17 protein-coding genes are annotated in these 23829 nt (G+C 73.2%); 10 read left to right on the top strand and 7 right to left on the bottom strand.

Annotation, left to right across the window (positions count from 1 at the left end):
* Nucleotides 1-237 precede the first annotated feature (237 nt).
* Together ACFYOU_RS24975 and ACFYOU_RS24970 are read left to right on the top strand one after the other, a co-directional pair.
* Complete coding sequence (locus tag ACFYOU_RS24975) at nucleotides 238-1779, top strand: AMP-binding protein (protein WP_391308640.1); 1542 nt, start codon at nucleotides 238-240, stop codon at nucleotides 1777-1779.
* A gap of 6 nt (nucleotides 1780-1785) precedes the next feature.
* Nucleotides 1786-3306: an AMP-binding protein gene (locus tag ACFYOU_RS24970; protein ID WP_391308638.1), complete on the top strand. Its 1521-nt coding sequence runs from the start codon at nucleotides 1786-1788 to the stop codon at nucleotides 3304-3306.
* Nucleotides 3307-3387: 81 nt separating this feature from the next.
* On the opposite strand, the gene ACFYOU_RS24965 is transcribed toward ACFYOU_RS24970, so the two are convergent.
* On the bottom strand, nucleotides 3388-5241 hold the full coding sequence (locus tag ACFYOU_RS24965) for a BTAD domain-containing putative transcriptional regulator (protein WP_391308637.1): 1854 nt from the start codon (nucleotides 5239-5241) through the stop codon (nucleotides 3388-3390).
* 643 nt (nucleotides 5242-5884) lie between these two features.
* Between ACFYOU_RS24965 and ACFYOU_RS24960 the strand changes: the two genes are divergently transcribed.
* Nucleotides 5885-6985: a hypothetical protein gene (locus ACFYOU_RS24960; protein WP_391308635.1), complete on the top strand. Its 1101-nt coding sequence runs from the start codon at nucleotides 5885-5887 to the stop codon at nucleotides 6983-6985.
* Nucleotides 6986-7020: 35 nt separating this feature from the next.
* Here the strand turns inward: ACFYOU_RS24960 and ACFYOU_RS24955 are convergent, their stop codons facing one another.
* Nucleotides 7021-8220: a globin domain-containing protein gene (locus ACFYOU_RS24955; RefSeq protein ID WP_391308633.1), complete on the bottom strand. Its 1200-nt coding sequence runs from the start codon at nucleotides 8218-8220 to the stop codon at nucleotides 7021-7023.
* 92 nt (nucleotides 8221-8312) lie between these two features.
* Nucleotides 8313-8756, bottom strand: coding sequence for an Rrf2 family transcriptional regulator (locus ACFYOU_RS24950; protein WP_391308631.1), 444 nt, complete (start codon nucleotides 8754-8756; stop codon nucleotides 8313-8315).
* Nucleotides 8757-9108: 352 nt separating this feature from the next.
* On the opposite strand from ACFYOU_RS24950, the gene ACFYOU_RS24945 reads away from it, so the two are divergent.
* Together ACFYOU_RS24945 and ACFYOU_RS24940 are read left to right on the top strand one after the other, a co-directional pair.
* On the top strand, nucleotides 9109-10071 hold the full coding sequence (locus tag ACFYOU_RS24945) for a zinc-binding dehydrogenase (RefSeq protein ID WP_391308630.1): 963 nt from the start codon (nucleotides 9109-9111) through the stop codon (nucleotides 10069-10071).
* A gap of 428 nt (nucleotides 10072-10499) precedes the next feature.
* The gene (locus ACFYOU_RS24940) at nucleotides 10500-11186 is read left to right on the top strand and encodes an HAD-IA family hydrolase (protein ID WP_391308627.1); all 687 of its coding nucleotides are present in this window, start codon (nucleotides 10500-10502) and stop codon (nucleotides 11184-11186) included.
* Nucleotides 11187-11205: 19 nt separating this feature from the next.
* Here ACFYOU_RS24940 and ACFYOU_RS24935 read toward each other — a convergent pair whose 3' ends face one another.
* Together ACFYOU_RS24935 and ACFYOU_RS24930 are read right to left on the bottom strand one after the other, a co-directional pair.
* Nucleotides 11206-12426 (bottom strand): MFS transporter, encoded by a 1221-nt coding sequence (locus ACFYOU_RS24935; protein WP_391308625.1) that lies wholly within the window; start codon nucleotides 12424-12426, stop codon nucleotides 11206-11208.
* A 96-nt stretch (nucleotides 12427-12522) separates the two neighbouring features.
* A complete protein-coding gene (locus ACFYOU_RS24930; protein ID WP_391308623.1) occupies nucleotides 12523-13002 on the bottom strand; it encodes an Rrf2 family transcriptional regulator in 480 nt (159 codons plus the stop codon).
* A 95-nt stretch (nucleotides 13003-13097) separates the two neighbouring features.
* Here ACFYOU_RS24930 and ACFYOU_RS24925 point away from each other — a divergent pair, with 95 nt between their 5' ends.
* From ACFYOU_RS24925 to ACFYOU_RS24915, 3 genes are all read left to right on the top strand, one after another.
* Nucleotides 13098-13826 (top strand): RNase H family protein, encoded by a 729-nt coding sequence (locus ACFYOU_RS24925; RefSeq protein WP_391308621.1) that lies wholly within the window; start codon nucleotides 13098-13100, stop codon nucleotides 13824-13826.
* Between the two features lie 140 nt (nucleotides 13827-13966).
* Complete coding sequence (locus ACFYOU_RS24920) at nucleotides 13967-14881, top strand: ATP-binding cassette domain-containing protein (RefSeq protein ID WP_391308619.1); 915 nt, start codon at nucleotides 13967-13969, stop codon at nucleotides 14879-14881.
* Nucleotides 14878-15534: a hypothetical protein gene (locus ACFYOU_RS24915; protein WP_391308617.1), complete on the top strand. Its 657-nt coding sequence runs from the start codon at nucleotides 14878-14880 to the stop codon at nucleotides 15532-15534. The genes ACFYOU_RS24920 and ACFYOU_RS24915 overlap by 4 nt, the downstream gene beginning before the upstream one ends.
* A 26-nt stretch (nucleotides 15535-15560) precedes the next feature.
* Here ACFYOU_RS24915 and ACFYOU_RS24910 read toward each other — a convergent pair whose 3' ends face one another.
* Both ACFYOU_RS24910 and ACFYOU_RS24905 read right to left on the bottom strand, forming a co-directional pair.
* Nucleotides 15561-17813 carry an LLM class flavin-dependent oxidoreductase gene (locus ACFYOU_RS24910; protein WP_391308616.1) on the bottom strand — a complete coding sequence of 751 codons (2253 nt, stop codon included), beginning with the start codon at nucleotides 17811-17813 and terminating at the stop codon, nucleotides 15561-15563.
* 217 nt (nucleotides 17814-18030) lie between these two features.
* Nucleotides 18031-21324, bottom strand: a complete 3294-nt coding sequence (locus tag ACFYOU_RS24905; protein ID WP_391308614.1) for a BTAD domain-containing putative transcriptional regulator — start codon at nucleotides 21322-21324, stop codon at nucleotides 18031-18033.
* Between the two features lie 151 nt (nucleotides 21325-21475).
* Between ACFYOU_RS24905 and ACFYOU_RS24900 the strand changes: the two genes are divergently transcribed.
* Together ACFYOU_RS24900 and ACFYOU_RS24895 are read left to right on the top strand one after the other, a co-directional pair.
* On the top strand, nucleotides 21476-22075 hold the full coding sequence (locus tag ACFYOU_RS24900; protein WP_391308612.1) for an NAD(P)H-dependent oxidoreductase: 600 nt from the start codon (nucleotides 21476-21478) through the stop codon (nucleotides 22073-22075).
* A 133-nt stretch (nucleotides 22076-22208) separates the two neighbouring features.
* Entirely contained in the window at nucleotides 22209-23792 is a 1584-nt protein-coding gene (locus tag ACFYOU_RS24895) for an MFS transporter (protein WP_391308610.1), read from the top strand.
* Nucleotides 23793-23829 lie beyond the last annotated feature (37 nt).

The raw sequence follows: 23829 nt of genomic DNA, 5'->3' as shown, positions 1-23829 counted from the left end.
CAATTCCGTCATGCTCGCGGCAGCCCCGTGCGCGGGAACGTAAAACGTACTCATGTCGCTGGGAAGGAGCGTTCCGGGTGGCAATTCTCGCGGCGTCGAATATCATCCCGATGGCGTCTCGATGACTTCCTTGAATTGTTCGCGATACATGTGTCGCAGCCTTGTGGATTCATTCTCTTCACATTGTCGACACGGTATGCTCTGCGGGATTCCGCCATGGGAGGGGACGAATTCACCATGCCCGCGAACGATACGTACGTCGGTGAGATCCTGGGGGTCCTCGACGCCGAACCCGGCAAACCCGTCCTCACCTGGCGCGATGTGACGCTCACTGCACGGCAGTTCACCGGCGCCGTCCGGGCCGCCGCCGCGGTGCTGCACCGGTGTACCGGCGGCCGACCCGACCTCGTGGTCGGCGTGCTCACCGTGACGAACACCCCGGCCACCCTGATCCTGCGGTACGCCGCGAACCTCGTCGGAGCCACGGTGGTGCACCTGCACACCACCAACGCGGTCGACCCCGGCGACCGGATCGGCCTCGACGCGGCCCGCCGGATCGTGGAGGAGACCCGGGTGACGGTGCTGGCCGTCGACGCGAACAACCTGGAACGGGCCCGTGAGGTGCGCGACGGCGTACTCACCCCGGTCGACATGGTGGCACTCGGCGACCTCGGCCCGGACGTCACCGACCTCACCGCGGGCGATCCGGCGTTCGACGCCTCGGCCGTGGTCGTCGCCCCGTCCGCCGACGCCGTCGTCACCTACACCAGCGGCACCACGGGCAAACCGAAGGGCATCGTGGTCAGCTTCGGCACCCGCAGGGGATTCATCACCGGCGGCCTCCAACAGGCGTGGCCCGCCGTCTACCTCGCCACCCTGCCGATGAGCCACTCCAGCGGACAGGCCGCCGACGACACGCTCGCCTCCGGCGGCACGGTGGTCCTGCACGACGGCTTCGACGCCGACAAGGTGCTCGCCGCCGTCCCGCACCACCGGATCACCCGCCTGCTGGTGTCGCCGCCGCAGCTGTACCTCCTGCTCGACCACCCCGACGTCGACCGCGCCGACCTGTCCAGCATCACCGTCCTCAGCTACACCGGAGCCCCCTCCTCACCGGAGCGCCTGGCCCGCGCGGCGAAACGGTTCGGGCCGGTGCTCATGCAGATATACGGCACCAGCGAAGCCGCCGCCATCACCCTGCTGACCCCGTTCGAACACTCCGACCCGGCGCTGCTGACCACCGCCGGACGCCCGCTCTTCACCCAGCTGCGCATCCGCGACGAACAGGACACCCGGGACCTGCCCACCGGCGAGACCGGGGAGATCCTCGTCCGGTCGCCGTTCGCGATGACCCGTTACGTCGGCGACCCGGAGCTCACCGCCCGGACCCTGCGCGACGGCTGGCTCCACACCGGCGACCTGGGCTCCCTCGACGCCCGCGGCTACCTCACCATCCGCGGCCGACGCTCCGAAACGGTGAAGACCGGCGGCATCAAGGTCTACCCGGCCAATGTGGAACGGGTCCTCCTCGCCCACCCGGGCATCGCCCAGGCCGCGGTCTTCGCGGTGGTGGACGGCGACCGGATCGAGCACCTGCACGCGGCGGTCGCCCTCCGGGACGCCCACACCCCCGTCACCGAGGAGGAGCTGAAGGCCAGGATCGGCGCGGAACTCTCCGCCCCGCACGTCCCCGAGCGCATCCACCTGCGCCCCACGCTGCCGTTGACCGCGGTCGGCAAGCCCGACAAGGCACGGCTGGCCGCGGAAACGCGTGGCTGAACCGCCATGACCCTCTCCCTGGCCGCCGTCCTCGCCGAATCCGCCCTGCGCAGGCCCGAGCACCCGGCCCTCGTGACGACCGACGCCACCCTCACCTACGCCCAGCTCTGGGCCGGTGCCCGACACCACGCCGCCGTGCTCCGCCGGCAGGGCGTCGGCCCCGGCGACCGGGTGGCCCTGCTGCTCCCCAACGCGCCCTGCTTCCCGATGGCGTACTTCGGGGCGCTCGCCCTCGGGGCGACGCTCGTCCCGATCCCGACGACCCTGCGCACCGACGAGATCGCTTACGTGCTGGCGGACTCCGAAGCCCGCGTGCTGATCTGCACCGATGACGCGCGCCGCGGTCACGGCGGCGCCGCCGCGGCCCGGACGGCCACGCCCGTCCTCACCGACGGCGACCTCGACGCCGGGACCGACCCCGTCGACACCCTCGTCCCGCGCGCCCCCGACGACATCGCGCTGATCCTCTACACCTCCGGCACCACCGGCCGCCCCAAGGGCGCCATGCTCACCCACCTCAGCGTGTTCCTCAACGTCGAGCTCGGCAGGGAATCACCGTTCGCGATGGACGCGGACGACGTGCTGTTGGGCTGCCTGCCGCTGTTCCACACCTTCGGACAGATCTGCGGCATGAACACCGCGTTCCGGGCCGGTGCGACCGTGGTGCTGATGGAACGCTTCGACGGTCCGTGGGCACTGGACCTGATGGCGGCGCACGGCTGCACGGTGCTCATGGGCGTACCGACGATGTACCTCGCGCTGCTCGCCGCCACCGCACACACCTCCCGTCCGCCCCGGTTGGACCGGGCCTACTCCGGCGGCGCCGCGCTCCCCGTCGCGGTGCTGGAGGAGTTCGAGGCGCGGTTCGGCTGCCCGATCTACGAGGGGTACGGCCTGACCGAGACCTCGCCCGTGGTCGCGTACAACCAGCAGGCGTGGCCGCGACGCCCCGGCACGGTCGGCAAGCCGATCTGGGGCGTCGACGTCGCGATCGCGCGCTCCGACGTCGACGACCGCATCGAACTGCTCCCCGCCGGCGAGGTCGGGGAGGTCGTCATCCGCGGCCACAACGTGATGGCCGGCTACCTGAACCGTCCGGAGGCCACCGCCGAGGCCCTGGTCGACGGCTGGTTCCGCTCGGCCGACCTGGGCGTCCTGGACGCCGACGGGTACCTGCGCATCGTCGACCGCAAGAAGGACCTGGTGATCCGCGGCGGGTACAACGTCTACCCGCGCGAACTCGAAGAGACCCTGGCCCGACACCCCGCGGTGGCGCAGGTCGCCGTGATCGGCGTGCCGCACGACACCCTCGGCGAGGAGGTCTGCGCGGTCGTGGTGCCCCGGCCGGGCACCGCCGACGCGGCGCTGCCCGGCCAGATCGTGGCCTGGTGCCGTGAGCGCATGGCGGCCCACAAGTACCCGCGGCTGGCCGTGCTCACCGACGCGATGCCGTTGGGGCCCAGCGGGAAGGTCCTCAAGCGGGAGCTGACGGCCCGTTTCGCGACCCCGGGGGCCCGCCGCCCGTGACACCCGGGGCGTGGTCCCCGGGGCCGGGCGGCAGCTCGACCGCAACCCGCCGCCCCGGGCCGGGGACCGTGCCCGGGGGTGTCACCCGGCTTGCGGTGCGGTCCCGTACGTCGCCCGGTCCATCTCCCTGGCGTAGGCCCGGACCACGTCACACAGGAAGTACCGTCCGAAGCCGTCCTGCTCCAGCAGGTCGGCGTCGACGAGGCGGTCCAACGCGTCCTCGGCGTCGAGGCGGGAGCAGTCGAGCCGCTCGGCGACCGAGGCGGCCGTGAAGGTCGACGTGTCGGGGGTCCCCAGGGTCCGCAGCACCCGGTCCGGGCCGACCCCGCACGCCACCGGGGTGCTGAGGGCGGCGTAACTACGGGCGAAGCAGTCGCGCACCACCAGGTCCCCGACGCTCAGCTCGTCGAGCAGCCGTTCGGGCGCCGCCAGCCGGGCGGCCATGTCGGCGAGCGGCCGGTACGGCTGCTGGCGCAACCGGATGCCGATGATCCGCAGGGCCAGCGGCAGGCCGCCGCTGATCCGGACGATCTGCTGGGCCGCCACGCGTTCCGACTCGACGCGCGCCCGGCCGACCACCGCGCCGAGCAGCTGTAGGGAGCTCTCCTTGTCCATGCGGCGCAGCACGACGGTCCGCGCACCCTCCAGCCCGGCCAGCCGGTCCCGACTGGTGATGATCACCCTGCTGCGCGCGCCGCCGGGGATGAGGGGGCGCACCTGGGCGGTGTTCGCGGCGTCGTCGAGCACGATCAGCAGCTTGCGGTCGGCCACGACGGAGCGGTACATGGCCACCAGTTCGGCTTCGTCCTGGGGGACCGCGCCGTGCGGCACCCCCAGATCCCGCAGGAACCGGGCCAGCACGCTCGAAGGATGGGCCGGTTGCCCTCCGCTGCCGCCCAGGGAGGCGTAGAGCTGGCCGTGGGCGAACTCCCCGCGGTACGCGTGCGCGGTGTGCACGGCGAGGGCGGTCTTGCCGATCCCGCCGCCGCCACTGATCACCGTCGTCGCGGCCGGGCCGAGCGTCGGGTCCCCGGCCAGCGGGTCGAACGGGTCGCCCCCGCCCGGTCCGTCGTCCACGGGCGGTCGACGCGCCACGAAATCGGGTAGGGCGGCCGGGAGCTGGGCCGGCTGCGGTCGGGACGACGTGATCCTGGCCGACGGGCGGGCCGCGGCGGGCACCGGATCGGAGGGGGGCGCACCCTCCGCGGCGAGGATCCGTGCCTGCATCTCCTGGAGCTCGGCGCCCGGTTCGGTGGCCAGCTGTTCGACCAGCAGCGCCCTGGTCTGCTGGAAGACGTTCAGCGCGTCGCACTGCCGGCCGGAGCGGAACAGCGCCAGCATCAGCCGGGCCACCAGTGCCTCCCGCAGGGGGTGTTCGCGGGTCAACCGCCAGAGCTCCGGGACGAGGCTCGCGTGCCGGCCCAGTTGCAGGTCCAGATCCAGCCGCCAGCTCAGGGTCTGGAAGTACCGCTCTTCGAGGTGCCGCACCTCGATGTCGCGTAAGGTCGTCGAATCTATGTCGTGCAGCGGTTCCCGCCACGCCGACAGCGCCTCCGTCAGCTCCGCCGAGGCCCCTTCGAGGTCCCCCGCCGCGGCGAGTACGCCGGCCTTGTCCCGACGGTTGTTGAACCGGCCGAGGTCGGTCTCCTCCTCGTCCACCTCGATCAGGTATCCCGGGGTGCGGGTGATGATCCGTGCCCCGGCCTTCGGACCGAGTGCCTGCCGCAGCCGCATCACGTAGGTGCGGACCACGGCCGGTCCGCTCGGCGGCGGTGTGCCGTCCCAGACGAAGTCCTGGAGGCGATCCACCGAGACGATCTGCTTGGCACTCAGCAACAGGGCGGCGAGGATGACTCTCTGCCGTGGCGCGGAAACCGTCAACTCACGCTGGCCGACTTCGACGACAAGCGGACCAAGAATCCTGAAATCGATCAAATCGCTTCCTTCTTCGGCCAAGATGTCGGATCAGTGCCCGGGAACGGTGGACCGACGGGGCATCGGCTGCATCTGGCAATCACGAGCGGGGTGGCGCACGCCTACGGGTGGGGACGTCGTCGTTCGGGCGAATCGGAACGTGTGGCGAACATTGCTGGGGCACGCGGTCGTTGTGCGCTGCAAGGGGGCCAACGGGTAGGTGGGTCGATCGTGTTCACTCCCGGTGAGCAGCTTAGCGCTCCCAGTGGTTGCGCGGTGGTGGGCGAGGTGCCGTTGATCCCCAAGATGATGCGTGGGCACCATGGGTTCCCCTTCGAGGAGGGTGTGCGGAAGTTGTTCGAATTGGTTTCACGCGTTTGACGTTCTCCGTTCTTCTTCTGGGAGATGGCCGGACTTCATCCATGGTGCGGACACGTAGCTGTGCGAAGAGTTCCCCGTTCCCCTCCGGCCGCACCAACCGGCGCGCCGGATACCCGGGCGCCGGGCCGCGGTCGTCGCCCCGGCAGCACCCGGCCCCGAGCCCTTCGGGGTGGCTACGGGTGGGGGAGCGCCCAGGCGGGCGCGGAGCGGGAAGTGGTACGTTCTGCCGTCGTTCGCCGCCGAGGTGCGGGGTCCGGCGGTGCGCAACGACGGGGGGCGGGCGATGACCGGGGGAGTTCTCTCCCTGGCGGAGCTGGACCGGGTGGCCTGGGCCGAGTTGGCGTGCATGGGCGGCCCGGCGACGGAGGTCCCGGTCCGGCTGCGGGCGCTCACCTCCACCGACACGGACCGTCGGCACCGGGCCTGGCAGTGGCTGGGGACCCACCTGTACCACCAGGGAACCGTCTACCCGGCGGCGGCGCACGCCGTGCCCTTCCTCCTGGGGCTGCTCGCCGAGGGCGGCACCCCCGACCGCGAACGCACCCTCGGCTACCTCACCCGGCTGGTGGAGCCACCGTCCGAGGACGGGGCCACCCCACCGGCCGACGGTCCGCCGGGTGACGACTCCGCCCGCCGTGCGGTCGTCGCGGGGGCGCGGGCCGTGCTGCCGCACCTGGACGCCGTCGACCCGTCGACCGCCGGCGCGGCGGCCGAACTACTGGCCTGGTTGCCCGAGTTGGCCGCGCGCTCCCTCCCCGGACTGCGCAGGCTGTGCGCCCGCCGGCTGCCGGGCCGGGAGCGCACCACCGCACTCATCGCCCTCGGTGCGCTCGCCGGGGCGGCGGGTACCGGCTCCGACCCGGCGATGCTCGAACGGCTCCTGGGCGATCGGACCGACCCCGACCGCTGGGCCGCGGCCGTCGCCCTCTGCCGCACCACCGCTCCCGACCAACCGCCCGCGGCCGTCGCCGTGATGGTCGCCGAACTGGCCGCCGCGAACGTCGATCCGGAGGGGTACGAGAGGGTCTGGCGCACCCGCTTCCACGACAACCACGTCGCCGGGCTGCTCGCGGCGACGCTGGGGCAACTACCGCGGGAGCGCGAGGAATCGACCCGGGACGTCGTCGCCCGCCGATTGGTCGGGACGGACGGCGCACCGGACGTACTCGCCGCGGTCGCCTCGGGGTTGGTGGTCGACGCGCTCGGTGATGTCGCCACGGTGGCTCCCGGGGCGTTGACCCCGTGGCAGCGTGCGGTGCTCGGAGCGCTGCCCGGTGCCGACCTCGCCTGGTCCTGTGGAGAGCTGGGCCCCTGGTTGACGTCCGCGTACGGTCTGCCGGGGACGCGGGAGGCCCTGGCGGCCTGGCTGGCGCGCTCCGGGTGACCGCGCGGTGGTCCGGTGTTCCGTAGGGGCCGGTGTCACTTCTGTCCGAGCCACAGGTCCGGGCCGAACACCTCGTAGTGGATCGACCGGGCGGGCGTGCCCCGGTGCAGCAGGCCGTCGCGGACGGCCCGCAGGAAGGGGAGCGGCCCGCACAGGTACGCCGTCACCCCGGCGGGCAGGTCCAGTGCGCTGACGTCGACCCGGCCGGGCAGCGCACCCGGCTCGGCGTCGCCCGGGTCCTCGTACCACAGGCGCAGCGTCGCCCGGGGCAGACGCCCGACCAGGGCGTGCAGTTCGTCGCGATGGGCGTGGGCGGCCGGGGTGCGGTCGGCGTGCACGACCGTCACCCGGCGGGACGGCTCGGTCCGGGCCAGGTGGTCGAGCATGGACAGCATCGGCGTACACCCGATTCCGGCGGAGGCCAGGAGGAGGGGCCCGTCGCCCGGCGGCAGCACCAGATCGCCGAACGGTGCGGACACGGTGAGGACGACGCCGGGTCGGGCGTGTGCATGGAGCCAGTGGGACACCTCGCCGTCCGGCGTCCCGTCGGCCGCCGCCCGCTTGACGGTGATGCGCCACAGGGGACGTCCCGGCGCGCTGGAGAGGCTGTACTGGCGGATTTGCCGTGCGCCGTCGGGTAGTTGGACCCGAACGCTCAGGTACTGACCGGGGCGGAACGTTGCGAGGGGGCGGCCGTCAGCGGGGCGCAGGGTCAGCGAGACGGTGTCCGGGGTCTCGGTGCGGCGCTCGGCGACCACCATCGGCCGCCAGGTGTCGGGGCCGGTCGCTCCGGCGTCGCGGTAGAGGCGGGCTTCGACGGCGATCAGGGCGTTGGCCATGAGCCAGTACACCTCGTCCCAGGCGGCGGCGACCTCGGGGGTGACGGTGTCCTCGCCCAGCACGTCGGCTATCGCCGCGAGTAGGTGGCGGTGGACCAGCTGGTACTGGTCGGGGGCGACGCCCAGCGAGGCGTGTTTGTGCGCGATCCGCAGGAGCAGTGCGTCCGGTCGGTCGTCGGGCCGTTCGAGCAGCATGCCGGCGAAGGCGGCGATCGACCCGGCGAGGGCCTGCTGCTGGGAGCCGTTCGCCTGGTTGCCGCGGTTGAAGAGGTTCCGCAGCAGCTCGGGACACTCCTCGAAGAGGCGTCGGTAGAACAGATCGGTGATCTGTTCGATGGCCGCGCCCACGGTCGGCAGGGTGGCACGAACGACGGGGACGGATCGTGTGGACAGCACGGGGACTCCTAAGTGGTAGATGATCTGCATATTTAAGAGAGCGGGGAAGGCCCCGCCCGAAGGGTGGGTGGGTCAGGTGGGTGGGCGGCGGGTCAGGTGGGTCGGCGTCCGATCAGCCCGACCAGTACGGGGCCGGTGGGCGAGGCGGCGAGATCGTTGACGGTCAGCGGATCCAGTGCCGAGTAGAACGCTTCCTGGGCGGTGCGCAGCGCCCCGCGGAGTCGGCAGGCCCCGCGCAGCGGGCAGGGGGAGTCGCCCTCGCAGGCGACCACCTCCTCCTCGCCCTCCAGGTCGCGCACCAAGCGGCCGACCGAGGTGTGCCGTCCGGCCTCCGTGAGGGCGAGCCCGCCGCCCCGACCCCGTCGGGCCTCGATCACGCCCAGGTGTTGCAGTCGTGCGATGGCCTTGGCCATGTGCGTGTACGGCACGTCCATGGCGTGGGCGACCTCGCGCGTGGTGAGCGGTTCGGCGTCCCTCGTGGCGGCGAGGCTCATCACGGCGCGCAGGGCCAGGTCGGTGAACTTGGTCAGCCGCATGCGCGGACCGTATCAAATATGCATTCTGGAGTCTTATTTGGGTGGGTCGTTCGGTGCCGACCCGGCGGTGCCGGCGTTCCGCCCCCGGTGGTCGCTGTCGACGCCCGGGCGGACGACCCGTGCGACGGAGCGTGGTGGTGGCGGACCTAGGTGCGGCGGACACTGCTCGCCGCGCCCGAACCGACTGAAGATCGTTGCCGTGCGCCGGGGGTGCGCACCCCCGCCGCCGCGGCTCGACGGTGCCTCCGGCACGGCCGGTCCGGGTCTCCCGTACGGCCGGTCGGGAGCACGTCCTCGGCGGCGTCGGCCCGATCGGCTCCGTGTTCCGCCCTGTCGAAGGAGTAGTCCGACCATGAGTGCAGCCCCAGACGCCGTCGCGACCATGCGTGCGATCAGCCAGGAGGCCTTCGGCGGGCCCGAGGTGCTGAGGGAGGTGCGCCGGGAGGTCCCGGAACCGGGGCCGAACGAACTCCTCGTCCGGGTGCACGCGGCCGGGCTCAACCCGACCGACTGGAAACACCGGGTGCGGGAGGCGTTCCTCGGCGAACCGCCGTTCGTCCTCGGCTGGGACGTCTCCGGGGTGGTCGAGACGGTCGGGACCGGGGTCACCCTGTTCGGGCCCGGGGACGAGGTCTTCGGGATGTTGCCCTACCCCTACGGTGCGGGGGCCCACGCCGAGTACGTCGCCGCGCCGGCCCGCGCCTTCGCGTCCAAGCCGTCCCGGATCGACCACGTACAGGCGGCAGCCCTGCCGTTGGCCGCGTTGACGGCGTGGCAGGCGCTCGTCGACACCGCTCGGGTGGGCCCGGGACACCGCGTCCTGGTCCATGCGGCGGCCGGCGGGGTCGGTCATCTGGCCGTGCAGATCGCCAAGGCCAGGGGGGCGTACGTGATCGGCACGGCCGGTGGGGACAAACACGGGTTCCTGCGCGGGCTGGGCTGCGACGAGGTGATCGACTACCGGGAGGTCGACTTCGCCGACGTCGTCAGCGCGGTGGACGTCGTCCTGGACGCCGTCGGGGGTGACTACCGTGCCCGCTCGCTCCGGACCCTCCGCCGGGGCGGCGTGCTCGTCTCCCTGCTGCCCTACGAGAAGCGGGAACTCGCCGCGGAGGCGGACCGGTTCGGGGTGCGCGGGGAGGTGATGATCGTCGAGTCCGACCACGCCGGAATGAACGCGATCGCCGATCTCGTCCGGGCCGACCGGTTGCGCGCCACCGTCGCCGGGACGTACCCGCTGGCCGATGCCGCCGAGGCGCACGCACGGGGGGAGACCGGACGGACGGCCGGCAAGTTGGTGCTCCTCGTGCGGTGATCCGGTGCCGTTCGGGGCCCTGGTGGTCCGACTCGCGGCCCGCCGGGGCGGTGGGCGTGGTGGCAGAGTGCGCCGCGCCCACCATCGGGTGAAATGCGTTCCAGGGGGGGCGGTGGTGACCGGTGTGGTGTGAGCGGACATCTTATGTGATCTTGTCAATCCCTAACCTCCTTGTGTTGCACCACCCCTGACGTTGCATCATATGAATGTGTGACTGGATTCTTTAACAGAAGAATCATTTCCTCTTGTGTTTCCAGGGTGCTGGTGGCGGTGCGAGCGCCTTGCCTCGCATCAATTCCGCACCGTAGCGTTCGTGGCTGCGAGGGCGTCGGGTGGCGGCCCTCGCGGTCCTGGCCAGGGCATTCCTGTGTTTGCCGTCGAAGCGGCGACCCCTGCGGTCGTACGTTCTTCGAGAAAGGGCAATTCGCATGACTGTTCCTGGAACCTTCCCTTCGATTCCCGCAGCACTGGTCTTCGACTGTGACGGCACGCTGGTGGACACGGAATCCCACTGGCAGGCCGCACGCATGCGGTCCTTCTCCGAATTCGGACTGAAGGCACCACCCGGTTTCGCCGAGAGAGCGGCCGGGGTGCACTACACGGAATGCGGGAGCCTCATGGCCGAGGAAACCGGGACCCCGGAACTGGCCGACGCGTTGACGCAGGCCCTGCTGTCCCACTTCACGGAACTCGCCGACTCGACCCCGACCACCATGCCCGGTGCCGAGGACCTGGTGCGCTTGGTCTCGGGTCGACTGCCCCTGGCGGTCGCGAGCAACTGCCCGGCCGCCGTGGTGGAGGCCAGCCTCGGCAGGGCCGGCCTCCTCGACCACTTCGACCACCTCGTCGTCCCGGACGAGGAACTGCGTCCCAAACCCGAACCCGACCTGTACTCGCGCGCCGCGGACCTCTGCGGCACGCCCCCCGGGGACACCCTGGCCTTCGAGGACTCCCTCACCGGCATCGAAGCGGCACGCCGCGCCGGACTGAGGGTGGTCGGCGTCGGCAGGCAGCCGGGGTGGCAGGAGCACCCGGCCAACTGGTGGGTCGACACCCTCGACGCCCGGGAACTGGTCAGCTGGATGCGGGGGACCCTCCCCGACGCCACCGACTGACCGGGGCCCGCCCCCGGGGTCAGGCGTCGTTCGAGGCCGCCCGCGCAGTGCACCACAGGAAGACCAGCGCCGCCGCGGCGATGACCGCCCCCAGGGCGTACACCGTCGCCGCGCCGGCTCCGAGGGCGGCGCCGCCGAGCGCGGTGCCGAGACCGATGCCCAGATAGATCGAGGACGAGTTGAGCGAGACCACCAGCGGGGCCTCCTGCGGGGCGAGCCCGATCAGTCGGTGCTGTTGCGCGGGTGTCTGGCACCAACTGCTCGCACCCCAGAGGAAGACCAGCAGACCGACCAGGGCAGTGGCGTCCGCGCCCATCGCCGCGAGCCCGCCCAGTGACCCGAGGGCGAGCGCCATGACGGCGTACCCCACCGTCAGTACCGTGGTGGAGCCCCGGGTGTCGGTGGCGTGACCGGCGGCCAGATTGCCGATGACGGCACCCAGGCCGTACAGGAAGAGCATCCACAGGACGCCGTCCCCGCGCACGTCGACCGCCTCCAGCACGGGCACGCTGTAGGCGTACGCCGTGTAACTGGCTCCCATGCCGAGCACGGTGAGCGGCAGCACGCCGAGGACGGCGGGTCGTCGCAGGACGGCGAGGCGGGTGCGCAGCGGCACCCGGGCGTTGCCCGGCAGCCACGGCATGACCAGGCGCAGCACCGCGGCGACGAGCAGGCAGAGCGCGGCGACCAGGCCGAGTGCGGTGCGCCAACCGAACCACTGGCTGGCGGCGCTGCCGAGCGGGACGCCGAGCGCGGTGGCGGCCGTCAGCCCGCCGATCACCACGGCCAGTGCGCGACCGCGGAGTTCGGGGCGGACGAGGGCGGCGCTGACCGCGCCCGCGGTGGGGGTGTAGGCGGCCGCACCGGCTGCGGCCAGGACGCGGCTGCCGAGCAGGGTGGCCGGGTCGATGGCGAGCGCCGAGCCGAGGTTGGCGACGCCGAGCACGGACAGCGCGCCGATCAGCACGGTCCGGCGCGGCAGCCGTGCGAGGGCCGTGGCCAGCACCGGGGACAGGACGGCGTAGGCGACCGCGAAGACGGTGATCGACTGACCCGCCGTCGCCGAGGACATCCGGAGGTCCTCGGCCATGGAAGGGAGGAAGCCGGCCACGATGAAGGCGTCCGTCCCGACGGCGAAGGCGCCCAGCGCGAGGACGAGGGTGGACGGCAGCCCGCTCCGGGGTGTCGTGTCCGGGGCGGTCCGCTTCGACCGTCCGATCAGAATCGAGACGTTTGACATCCTGATTCTCCTTCTGCGTTCGTGCGTGCGGTGCCGGTGTCCGTGTGTGCGGTGTCCGCGTCGGCGGGTGCGGCGTCGGGCCGCTGGGGGGTGTGCTCAGCCGGTGGTGCGTGCGTAGTGGCGTCGGGTGCGGTCCGCGGCCGTGGCGGGCGCCGCGGCCATCAGGTCGGCCACCGTCTGCCCGGCGAGTTCCCGACGCCAGGCGAGTTCGGCCCTACGCATCGCGGTGGCGATCCCGCAGGGGCGTCGGAACTCCTGTGCCGGTGTGTCGAGGCCGGCGCCGCGCTGACGGATCTCGGTGCAGCGGAAGGCGTCGTCCGGACCTTCGATGGCGGCGACCACGTCCATCAACGTGATCTGTTCCGGCCGTCGGCCCAGCCGGAAGCCGCCCCGGGCGCCGGGGGTGGAGTTCAGGATCCCGGACCGCACCAGCGTCTGGAGGCGCTTGGTGAGGTAGGCGGGCGGCAGGTCGAACCAGGCCGCCAGCCGTGCCGTCGGCACCGGTGCCTCGTCTTCCAGCCAGGCCAGCGTGAGGCAGCAGTGCAGCCCCCACTCCACTCCCTCGCCCATGCGCATGACCAGGACGATACACGTCCGGGTTTCGGCGCGCCGCCGGGTCCGGCGGGGCTCGTCGGGTCGGCCGGTGCACAGCGGGGTGGCATGATCGGGGCATGTCTGACCGCATCATCGCCGCCTGTGACGGCTCATCGAGGGGCAACCCGGGGCCCGCCGCCTGGGCCTGGGTCACGGCGGACCCGCAGGGGCGCCCCCAGCGCTGGGAGGCCGGGCCGCTGGGCGCCGCCACCAACAACGTCGCCGAGCTGACCGCCCTGGCGCGTCTCCTCGAAGCCGTCCCCGCCGGCACGCCGCTCGAAGTGCGCATGGACTCGCAGTACGCGATGAAGGCCGTCACCCAGTGGCTTCCGGGGTGGAAGCGCAAGGGATGGAAGACCGCGAGCGGTAGCCCGGTGGCCAATCGGGACCTCATCGAACACATCGAAGGGCTGTTGGCCGGCCGGGACGTGGAACTGGTCCACGTCCCCGCCCACCAGGCGGGCGGCGACCCGTTGAACGCGATCGCCGACCAGGCCGCCAGCGATGCGGCCACGGCCCAGGCCCCCGCCGGTACGGCCCTCGGCCATCACGAACCGCCGGTCCCCGCGCCCCAGCGCGCCACCGAGACGCGGACCAAGCGGCCGTCCGACCGTCGCCCCAAGAGCGCCGCGCGGCCGGGGCGCACCGACGGCCAACCCCGGCTCATCAGCGCGAAGTTCGCCGGACGGTGTCCCTGCGGCACGGCCTACGCCGCCGGCGCCAAGATCACCAAGGTCGGCACCGGCTGGGGCCACCCGGACTGCCGTACGGAACGCACCGCCGCGGACCGGGCGACGGGAGCGTGACGGGGACCCGCGGGAGGTGAGCCACACCGTACGGTGGGTCCTGTGCACTCCTTCGACAACGCGAGTTGCGGCACCAACCGGACCTGTCCGTCGGTGAGTTCACCGCGCGCCGACGACCGGCCCGGCGGCAGGGGGCCGGCATGAGACTGGAAGCCGTGAGCAAGCGGCACGGCCGCGGGGAATGGATCCTCCAGGACGTGCACCTCACGATCCGCGCCGCCGAGATCGTGGCCTTCACCGGCGACAACGGTTCGGGGAAGTCGACCCTGTTGCGCCTGCTGGCCGGTCTCTCGCGTCCGACACGGGGCCGGATCACCGCGAGACCGCTCGGTGTCGGCTACGTGCCCGACCGGTTCGGCCCACCGGGACGGCTCTCCGCGCTCGCCTACCTGGTGCACCTCGGTCGGGTCCGCGGACTGTCCACCGACGCCGCCGCCGCACGCGGCCGACTGCTGCTGGAACGGCTGTCGTTGGTCGGCGGCGCGGGCGCGCAGTTACAGACCCTGTCCAAGGGCAACGCGCAGAAGGTCGCCCTCGCCCAAGCCCTGCTCGTCCCACCGCAACTCCTGATCCTCGACGAACCGTGGTCCGGTCTCGACGCCGCCGCGCACGACGTGCTCGCGGAGGTCATCACGGAGGTCGCCGAGGCCGGCGGCGCCGTGGTGTTCACCGACCACCGGGAGGCCGTCAACCGGGCCGGCGCGACCACCACGTACGCCGTACGGCAGGGACGGGTGACGGCGCTGGAGACCGTTGCGGAGGCGAGCACGGGGCGCCCCGCCGTCGGGACCGGCCCCCTCGCACAGGTGGGCCCCGCCACCGAGGTGGTGCTCACCCCCCGCACCGGCGGACGGCCGGCGCGACCGCTCGACTGGACGGCGGTCGGCGCCCTCTCCCACACCACGCGCGGCCCCGACACCGTCCTGCGCGTGGACCCCGCCCACTGCGACACCCTGCTGCTCACGGCGCTGGGCAGCGGATGGTCCGTGGTGGCCGTGGCCCATGAGGGAACGCGGACGCCCACCCGACCCGGCCCCGGAGGTGGCCCCAGGTGATCGCACTGATCCGCTACGGCCTGGCCGTCGCGCTGCACTCCCAGCGCTATCTGCCGCCGCTGCTGCTCTTCACCGGCCTGCTCGGGGTGCTCACCGTCAGCGGCAGCGGACCGCTGCCACCGGCGTACGCCTCCTCCGCCGGTGCGCTGTTCATCGCCTCGACCTGGCTGACGGTCGCCCTGCTCGGCCTCGACGGTCCTTCCCAACGCGCCATCGTCACGGTCAGCGCCGGGCGGTCCTGGAAGGTGCTGGCCGGTTCGACGGCCACCGTCCTGCTCGGCTGTCTCCCCCTGCTGGTGCTCGGCCTCTTCTTCCCGCTCTGGGTGGGCGCGTACCAGGTCCGCCCGGTCGACCTGCTGCTCGGCGCGGTCGCCCAACTCGCCTGCGCGCTCACCGGGACCGCCATCGGACTGCTCTGTTCCCGGTCGGTGTTCCGGCGCCCCGGGTACGGGCTCGTCGCCGCCCTCACCCTGGTGCTGACGGCGCTGTTCACCCCCGGACTGCCTCCCGTCAACCACCTCTTCCGACGGATGGCCGACTCCGCCGACTCCGCGGCGCTCCTCCCTGTGGCGTGCGGCATGCTCGCACTGGCGGCCGTCCTGCTGGCGCTCGCGGGCACGGTGACCCACCACCTCGCCGCGCGTCGCGACTGAGCGCCTCGGTCGGCCCGTGCAGGGGGTCAGGTCGGCAGGACCGGGAAGTTGGCGTGGAACACGTTGTCCGGATCGTAGGCGTGCTTGATCCGCCGGAGTCGGTCGAGCGTCGCCGGCGGGTAGGCCCGGGTCAGGGCGGTGGCGTGCTCATGGGTTTCGAAGCTCAGATACAGTCCGGTGGCGCCCAGCGCGTCCCAGGCGTCGTCCGCGGGGCCGCCCGGAGATCCGCGCAGCATCGCGGAGAGGGCGAAGTTCTGGCTGCGGTGGGCGTAGGCGGTCGCGTCGGCGGGCGTGTCGTTGACGGCGCCGCCCACGGAGCGGATCTGGAAGTAGCCCGTCCCGCCGTCCTCGAACATCCCGGCCACGGTCCGGGTGACGCCTTCGTCGAGGTGGTCGACGAGCGCGGAGCGCATGCGGTAACCGCCCTCGCCGCGGTGCACGTTGCGTCCGGGGGCGACGACCCCCGAGTACGGTACGAGCCGGGCCTGTTGCTGGAGCACCGGAGCGATGCCGAGGAAGGGCTCCAGCGCTGCGACCGCCGCCTCGGTGTCGTCGCCCGCCCACAGGGCGTACGTCTGGCCGATCACCTGTCCGCGCTGCCGGACGACGGTGAGGAACGGGGTCAGCTCCCGGGGGCTCGCCTCGACCCGTGCGCCCCAGGCACCCAGGAAGCCCGCCAGGTCGGACGCGTCATGGGTGAAGACGGCGAGCACGACGTCGGCGAGTTCCGTCGCCTCGATGTCGAACGAGGTGACGACGCCCATGTTCGCCCCTGCGCCCCGCAGCGCCCAGAACAGATCGGGCTCGTGCGCGGCGTCGGCGGTCACCCGTCGACCGTCCGCGAGGACCACCTCCACGGCCTTGACGTGGTCGATGGTCAGGCCGTACGAGCGGGCGAGGAAGCCGATCCCGCCGGTCGTGGCGAGCCCGCCCGCGCCCACCCCACCGGAGTCGCCGGAGCTGATCGCCAGACCGTGCGGGGCGAGCTTCGCCGCGACCTCGCCCCAGCGCGCGCCGGCTCCGACCCGGACCAGACGGCGTTCGCGGTCCAGCAGGGTCACCTGGTCGAGGGCGCCGAGACCGATCACGATCCCGCCGTCGTTGGTGGACCGCGAGCTGATGCCGTGGCCGCCGCTGCGGACGGAGAGGGGTACGGACCGGATCCGGGCGTAGCGGACCGCGTCGGCCACCTGGTCGGCGGTGGAGGGCCGTAGGACGAGCCCCGGCGCACCCCGCCACAGGTACGTCGACCGCACGTCCTCGTAGGCGCGGTCCCCGGGTTCCACGGCGCGTTCGGCGAGGGAATCGGGCACCGCGTCGTAGTCGATGCCCTCGTGCCGCAGCGCCAGGGCCGCGGCCGGCCGGATCCGTCCGGTGACGGCCGTGCCGGTGGAGGCCCGTTCGGCGGCGACCGCCTCGCGCAGGGCCGGGGCCACCTCCCGGCCGAAGACGGAGAGGGCGCGCGGGTCGTCGGAGCCGAGGACGAAGGTGCTGAAGCCGTCGTCCAGGACGAACGGCAGCAGTTCCTCCACCCACTGCTCGGGCGGACCCTGGAGCTGTCCCGTGGAGGGGCCGAAGGCACCGGTGACGTTGAGCAGCCGGCGGATCTCCCGGGGGTCGCGGCCGACGCGCTCGGCCCCCTCGTCGATGAGGGCGTTGCTCTCGGACACGGTCGGCGAGCCGAGGTAGCTCAGACTGGGCAGCCACCCGTCGGCCTTGGCGCCGACCATCCGCAGCAGCCGCGGCTTGTAGGCACCCAGCCAGATCGGTATGTCGTGGGCCGGGGCGGGGCCGCGCTTGGCGCCGTCCACCGAGTGGAACTCTCCCGCCACGCGCAGGGGACCGCGTTCGTCGGCGTCCCAGATCCCCCGGATGATGTCGATCGCCTCGCCGAGCGCCGTGACGCGTTGTCCGGGCGTCAGGGCGGGCACGCCCATGGCGCTGATGGCCTCCCAGAAGGCGCCCGCCCCCAGCCCGAGGCCCAGCCGGCCCCCGGAGAGCAGGTCCAGGCTGGTCGCCGTGCGGGCGAGGACGGCGGGGTTGCGCAGCGGCACACCGGTGACGTTGCTCCCCACCCGGATGCGCCGGGTGCGTGCGGCCACCCAGCTCAGCAGCGTCCAGGTGTCGAGCAGCCCCGGGTTGTAGGGGTGGTCCTGGAAGGTGACGAGGTCGAGGCCGACCTCCTCGGAGAGGACGGCGAGGTCCACCACGCCCCCGGGGTCACGGGTGCCGGGGGTGAGGAACGAGCCGAACTCCAGTTCGTGCCCATAGTCGGCCATGGTGCTGCCTCCCCTGGAGGTGTGGGTGCGCCGTCGACGGCGGGTGCGTCCACCCTAACGATGTCGTTGAATGGTCAACGAATGGGGTCGTCGAGTTATGCCCGGCCGCTCCGGCCACCCGGCCGCCACGCCCCACCACCTACCCCGGCCGGACGAGCACGGGCCCGACCCCGGGCCGACGGCCGGACGCCGACCCCGGGCGGACGTCCGCGTGCCCTCAGGGCAGCGGTACGAGGTCGCCCACGGCGCTGTCGGGGTCCAGCGAGCGGCCCCGTGCGAACGCGGCGGCGAAGCCGTCCGCCCCCAGGACCTGCCGCACCCGGGCGCTGACCCGGTCCACGTCGCCCCGCTCGCCGTCCGGCAGGGGCGCGCCCACGGCGCAGCGGGCCGCGTCGGCGGCGCCCAGCAGCCGAGCGGCCTCCTCGGCGTCCCCGAACAGCGAACGCGCGGCGGCCAGCCCCTCCAGGCCCAGCGCCAGCGCCCGCGGATCACCCGAGCCCCGGGCGGTGGCCAGGCCCTCCGCATGGAGCCGCAGGGCCGTGTCCCGGTCCCCCCGCGCCTCCGCGACGAAGCCCAGTTCCGCCAGGATCAGCGGGGGCCGTGCGGGCTCGTAGCCGAGCCGTCGGTGCAGGACGAGGACCCGGTCGAAGCCCGCCTCCGCGGCGTCGAGGTCGCCGGCGCGGCGCGCCCCCATCGCGAGCCCCGTCTCCGCGTACTGCTCGCTCATCCCGTCCGACTGCTCCACGGCCAGCCGCCGTGCCCGCCGGTGGTACTCGGCCGCCAACGGCAGGTCGGCGGTGAGCAGCGCGATCCGCCCGAGCCCGGAGAGCTGGAAGGACACCTCCCGCCACAGCCCCAGGTCCTCCGCCAGGCGCAGGGCCTCCCGGTGCAACCGGCCGGCGCTCGCGTAGTCGCCGGTCACCTCCGCGAGGGTCTGGAGCGGGACCAGGGACTGCACCTGCCCCCAGGCGTCCCCCAACTCCGTGAAGACCCGCAGGCTCTGTTCGCCGAGACCGCGCAACACGCCGAAGCGGCCCCGCAACTTCGCCTGGCACGCCTGGCTCGCGAGCGCCGCCGCCGTGCCCCACCGGTCGCCCATCGCACGGAACTCGTCCAGCGCCCCGGTGATCAGGTCCTCGCTCGGCGTTGCGTCGGTGATGCCGTACAGGTTCAGACCGAGGAACCAGCGCGACCACGCCAACCCCGCGGGGTCGTCCACGTCCTCGTACCGCGCCAGGGCCGTCCGGTACTCGGCCGCCGGGTCGGCCGTGCCGCCCAGCGCGAGGCGCACCCCGCCCAGCAGCGCGCTCGCCCGGGCGATGCGCGCGGCCCGCTCCCCGGGACGCCCGTCGGGGCGTCCGTCGACCGGGTAGGGCACGGCGAGGGCCCGGGTCAGGGCGCGCTCGGCCTCCCGGTGACGGCCCCGCAGGTACCAGTACCAGCCCAGGGCGTTCACCAGCCGCAGCGCGCGCTCGCCGTCGCCGTCCCGTACCGCGCCGTCCAGCGCCGCCCGCAGGTTCGCGTTCTCGGTGTCCAGGCGGCGCAGCCACTCCCGCTGGCCGTGGCCCCGCAGATGGGGTGCGGCGCGCTCGGCCAGGCGGGTGTAGTGGTCGCGGTGCCGCTCCTGGAGCCCGGCCAGCTCGCCCGCCGTCCGGAGCCGGTCGAGGCAGTACGCCGCCACCGACTCCAACAGCCGGTAGCGGGGCCCGTCGGTGCCGTCGCGCACCACGACCAGCGACCCGTCCACCAACCGGGTCAGCAGGTCGAGCACATCGTGACGGTCCACGCCGCCGGCCGGGCAGACCGCTTCCGCGGCGGACAGGTCGCAGCCGTCGGCGTGCACGGCGAGGCGGGTGAGGACGGTGCGCTCCCGCTCGCCGAGCAGCTCCCAGCTCCAGTCGATGACCGCCCGCAGGGTCCGTTGGCGCGGCGGGGCGCCGCGCACCCCGGAGGCCAACAGCCGGAAGCGGTCGTCCAGCCGGGCCGCGAGCTCGCTCAAGCCCAGCACCCGCACCCGGGTGGCGGCCATCTCCACGGCGAGCGGTATCCCGTCCAGCCGCCGACAGATCGCGGCGACCTCCCCCCGGGTGGTGGCGTCGAGCACGAACGGGGCGACGGCCGCCGCACGGGCCGCGAAGAGGGCCACCGCGTCCGGCTCGGCCAGCGGCGGCACCTCCTGGAGGCGCTCCCCGGGCACCCCCAAAGGGAGTTGGCTGGTCGCCAGGACCCGGAGTCCGGGCAGCGCCGTCAGCAGCCGGCCCACCAGGTCGGCGACGGGTTCGACGACGTGCTCGCAGTTGTCGAGGACCAGCAGGGAAGGCCGGTCGCCCAAGGCGTGGGCCACCCGATCGGCCAGGGACCGCGGCCGGTCGCCCGGCGTGGCGACGTCGTCGCGGACCCCCGCGACATCGGCCACCAACTCCAGTGCCCGGGTGTCGTCCGCTCCGTGCGCGGGCGGCAGGGCGGCGAGGTCGGCCAGCCGCACCCCACCCGGGTCCGCAGCGGCCGAGCGGGCCGCCGCCGCCCAGGCCAGCCGGGTCTTGCCGACCCCGCCGGGCCCGGTGAGCGTGACCAACCGGTGGGCGGCGAGGACCCCGTCGAGTTCCCGTACCGCCGCGTCCCGACCGACCAGCTCGGTCAGTCCGCCGGGGAGCCGGGCCGGTGGCCTGGCCGCGGTGGTGACCGGTGCGGGCGCCGCGGTCAACGACGGGTCCTGGCTGAGGATCGCCCGGTGCAGCGCGACCAGCGGAGGACTCGGGTCGACCCCCAACTCGTCGGCCAGCCGCTCCCGCAACTCCGTGTAGCTGGCGAGCGCGGCGCTCTGCCGGCCGGCCAGGTACAGCGCCCGCACATGTGCGCAGCGCAGCCGCTCCCGTAGCGGATGTCGTTCCGTCAGATCGCCCAACTCATCTGCGACCAGGGTGTGTTCCCCCAGAACGAGCCGGGTCTCGGCCTGTTCCTCCAGGGCGGTCAGCCGCTGCTCGGTGAGTCGGGCGGCGGCGCCTCGGGCGAACTCCTCGTCCGCGAAGTCCCCGTAGGCGGGGCCCCGCCACAGCGCGAGCGCCTCGGCCCACAGGGCGGCCCGGGCGGCCGGGTCCCCGGTGGCCCGGGCGGAGTCCGTCAGGGCGTCGAACTGGTCCGCGTCCACGGTGTGCACGGGGTCCGGACACCGGGTGCTGTCGGTGCCGTCGGTGCCGTTCGTGTCGTTGGGGGAAGGCGCACCGGTGTGCAGTCGGTAGCCGGCCGGGAGCGAGACGACCAGGTCCCGGCCACCGGGCTCGGCGCCCTCCAGCGCCCGACGCAACTGCCACACCTTGTTCTGGAGCGCCGCCGCGGGACGGCGCGGTGGCCGGTCCCCCCACAGGTCGTCGATCAACCGGTCGGCGGACACCGGGCCGTCGCGGTGGGTCAGCAGACACGCCAGTAGCGCGCGGACCTTGAGTTCGGGGACCTGTACCGGTCGCCCGTCCGATGTCCACACGGCCAGTGGACCGAGCACCCCGAAACGCATGACCTCACGCTAACCCATGCTCAGGGCCGCACTCCGCCCCCGAGAGCGGCCCGGGAGCGGCCCGGCCGGCACCGAGAGCGGATCGGGAGCGGACCGAGAGGGGCGACCGGCACGGTCGGTGCCAGGACGCGAAGAGAGCGAGGCAACCGACATGACCGACCCGTCCGACACCACCGAACGCGCTCTGCGCCTGACCGTCGTCATCGGCAGCGTGCGCGCCCACCGCTTCGGCCCCACCCCCGCCCGCTGGATCGCGGCGCTGGCCGCGGCCCGCGAAGGGCTGGAGGTCGACGTGATCGACCTCGCCGAGGTGTGGCTCCCCGACGTCCACCCGGACCGGACCGGCGCCCCGCCCCCGCCCGCGGTCCGCGACCTCGCCCCCTGGCTGGCCGGCGCGGACGCCTTCGTGGTCGTGACGCCGGAACACAACGGCAGCATCCCGGCGCCCCTCAAGAACGCGATCGACTGGTACGTCGACGAATGGCGTGCCAAGCCCGTCGGCTTCGTCAGCTACGGCGGGCCGTCGGGCGGGCTGCGCGCCGTGTCGCACCTGAGGGAGATCTTCTCCGCGCTGCACGCCGCCACCGTCCGCGACACGGTCGCCCTCATGGGTCCGGACGACCGCTTCGACGGGCAGGGGCGCCCCGGGGACCCCGACACGGTGGCCGCCGCCGAGGCGCTGCTGGACCAACTCACCTGGTGGGGCCGGGCCCTGCGGGAGGCCCGCGAGCGACGGCCGTTCCCCGGCTGACCCACCTGCCGTCCTCGGGACGGCCCGCGCCTGCCCGCGCGCCCCACCCGGCCGCCTCCCGGCGGCACCGGGACCACCTCACACCCCTGACGGCCGGCCGTCGTGCGACGGACCGCGCCCGGAAAGGAAGACCATGCCCTCCACCGTCCCCACGCAGGTCCCGGAGAAGGCCGGGCCACGACAATGGGCCGGCCTCGCCGTCCTGGCGCTGCCCACCCTGCTGATCTCCCTCGACCAGAGCGTGCTGTTCCTGGCGCTCCCGCACCTCGCGGAGTCCCTGGAACCCAGCGCCAATCAAACGCTGTGGATCATGGACATCTACGGGTTCATGATCGCCGGGTTCCTGGTGACGATGGGCACCCTCGGCGACCGCATCGGCCGCCGCAAACTGCTCACCGGCGGGGCCGTCGTGGTCGGCGTGGCCTCGCTGCTGGCCGCGTTCTCCACCAGCGCCGAAATGCTGATCGTCACCCGCGCCCTGCTCGGCATCGCCGCCGCCACCCTGATGCCGTCCACCCTGGCCCTGATCGGCACCCTCTTCCGCGACCCGCTCCAGCGCGGCCGGGCCATCGCCGTCTGGGCCTGCTGCTTCATGGGCGGCACCGCGCTCGGTCCCGTGATCGGCGGGATCATGCTGGAGTACTTCTGGTGGGGCTCCGTCTTCGTGCTCGGCGTGCCGGTGATGGTGCTGCTGCTCGTCACGGCGCCGTTCGTGCTGCCGGAGTACCGCAACCCCGACGCCGGTCGGATCGACCTGCCCAGCGTGCTCCTCTCGCTCGGCGCCATCCTCCCCGTCATCTACGGCCTCAAGGAGATCGCCCGCGAGGGGTGGGGGCTGCTCCCGCCGCTCGCCATCGCGGTCGGGGTCGCCATCGGCTTCCTGTTCGTCGCACGCCAACACAAACTGTCCGCACCGCTGTTGGACCTGAGCCTGTTCCGGCAGGGCGCCTTCACGGCCTCGCTCCTCATCCTGATGCTGGCCATGATCACCATGGGGGGCAGCTACCTGTTCATCACCGGGTACCTCCAGATGGTCGAAGGGCTCTCCCCGTTCGAAGCCGGACTGTGGATGGTGCCCTCCGCACTGGTCTCCGTGGTCACCGCGATGCTCGCCCCCACACTCGCCAAGCGGCTCCCGATCGGAGTCATCATCGGGACCGGCCTCGTCGTCACGGCCGTCGGCTACGCCCTGCTCGTCTTCGTCGATCCGGTCACCGGACTCCCGCTGCTCCTCTCCGGCTTCGTCATCGCCTTCATGGGCACCGGCCCCATCGGCGCCCTGGGCAACAACCTCGTGGTCGGCTCCGCGCCGCCGGAGCGGGCGGGGTCCGCCGCCTCGATGTCGGAGACGAGCGGGGAGTTCGGGGTCTCCTTCGGCCTGGCGGGGCTCGGCAGCCTCGGCGGGGCGGTCTACCAGGGCCGGATCACCGTCCCCGAAGGTCTACCGGAGGATGCCGCCGAGGCCGTGGGCAGCAGCATCGAGGGGGCGGTGGCGGCAGCCGAGACACTGCCCCCGGCGCTGGGCGAACAGGTGCTGTCCGCCGCGGGGGAGGCGTATACGGCGGGGCTCAACACCGTTGCCGTGGTGTGCGCGGTGCTCGCCGCGGCGACCGCGGGAATCGCGCTGACCGTGCTGCGCCGGGCGGGAGCGGCCGCCGCGCAACCCCCGTCCGCCGACGGCTCCGAGGCCCCGCAGCCGGTGGCCCAACACCACTGACCGCGTCGGGAGCGCCCGCGGTCGCCACGGACCGCTG

The sequence above is a fragment of the Streptomyces sp. NPDC005955 genome (assembly GCF_042871255.1).
Classification (GTDB): domain Bacteria; phylum Actinomycetota; class Actinomycetes; order Streptomycetales; family Streptomycetaceae; genus Streptomyces.
This window is presented reverse-complemented; position numbering and strand designations above follow the sequence as displayed.

What these genes read in the sequence shown, in the direction of transcription:
- ACFYOU_RS24975 (WP_391308640.1), top strand. Translation starts at nt 238, where the DNA reads ATGCCCGCGAACGATACGTACGTCGGTGAGATCCTGGGGGTCCTCGAC.
- ACFYOU_RS24970 (WP_391308638.1), top strand. Translation starts at nt 1,786, where the DNA reads ATGACCCTCTCCCTGGCCGCCGTCCTCGCCGAATCCGCCCTGCGCAGG.
- ACFYOU_RS24960 (WP_391308635.1), top strand. Translation starts at nt 5,885, where the DNA reads ATGACCGGGGGAGTTCTCTCCCTGGCGGAGCTGGACCGGGTGGCCTGG.
- ACFYOU_RS24950 (WP_391308631.1), bottom strand. Translation starts at nt 8,756, where the DNA reads ATGCGGCTGACCAAGTTCACCGACCTGGCCCTGCGCGCCGTGATGAGC.
- ACFYOU_RS24945 (WP_391308630.1), top strand. Translation starts at nt 9,109, where the DNA reads ATGAGTGCAGCCCCAGACGCCGTCGCGACCATGCGTGCGATCAGCCAG.
- ACFYOU_RS24940 (WP_391308627.1), top strand. Translation starts at nt 10,500, where the DNA reads ATGACTGTTCCTGGAACCTTCCCTTCGATTCCCGCAGCACTGGTCTTC.
- ACFYOU_RS24935 (WP_391308625.1), bottom strand. Translation starts at nt 12,426, where the DNA reads ATGTCAAACGTCTCGATTCTGATCGGACGGTCGAAGCGGACCGCCCCG.
- ACFYOU_RS24930 (WP_391308623.1), bottom strand. Translation starts at nt 13,002, where the DNA reads ATGCGCATGGGCGAGGGAGTGGAGTGGGGGCTGCACTGCTGCCTCACG.
- ACFYOU_RS24925 (WP_391308621.1), top strand. Translation starts at nt 13,098, where the DNA reads ATGTCTGACCGCATCATCGCCGCCTGTGACGGCTCATCGAGGGGCAAC.
- ACFYOU_RS24920 (WP_391308619.1), top strand. Translation starts at nt 13,967, where the DNA reads ATGAGACTGGAAGCCGTGAGCAAGCGGCACGGCCGCGGGGAATGGATC.
- ACFYOU_RS24910 (WP_391308616.1), bottom strand. Translation starts at nt 17,813, where the DNA reads ATGGCCGACTATGGGCACGAACTGGAGTTCGGCTCGTTCCTCACCCCC.
- ACFYOU_RS24905 (WP_391308614.1), bottom strand. Translation starts at nt 21,324, where the DNA reads ATGCGTTTCGGGGTGCTCGGTCCACTGGCCGTGTGGACATCGGACGGG.
- ACFYOU_RS24900 (WP_391308612.1), top strand. Translation starts at nt 21,476, where the DNA reads ATGACCGACCCGTCCGACACCACCGAACGCGCTCTGCGCCTGACCGTC.
- ACFYOU_RS24895 (WP_391308610.1), top strand. Translation starts at nt 22,209, where the DNA reads ATGCCCTCCACCGTCCCCACGCAGGTCCCGGAGAAGGCCGGGCCACGA.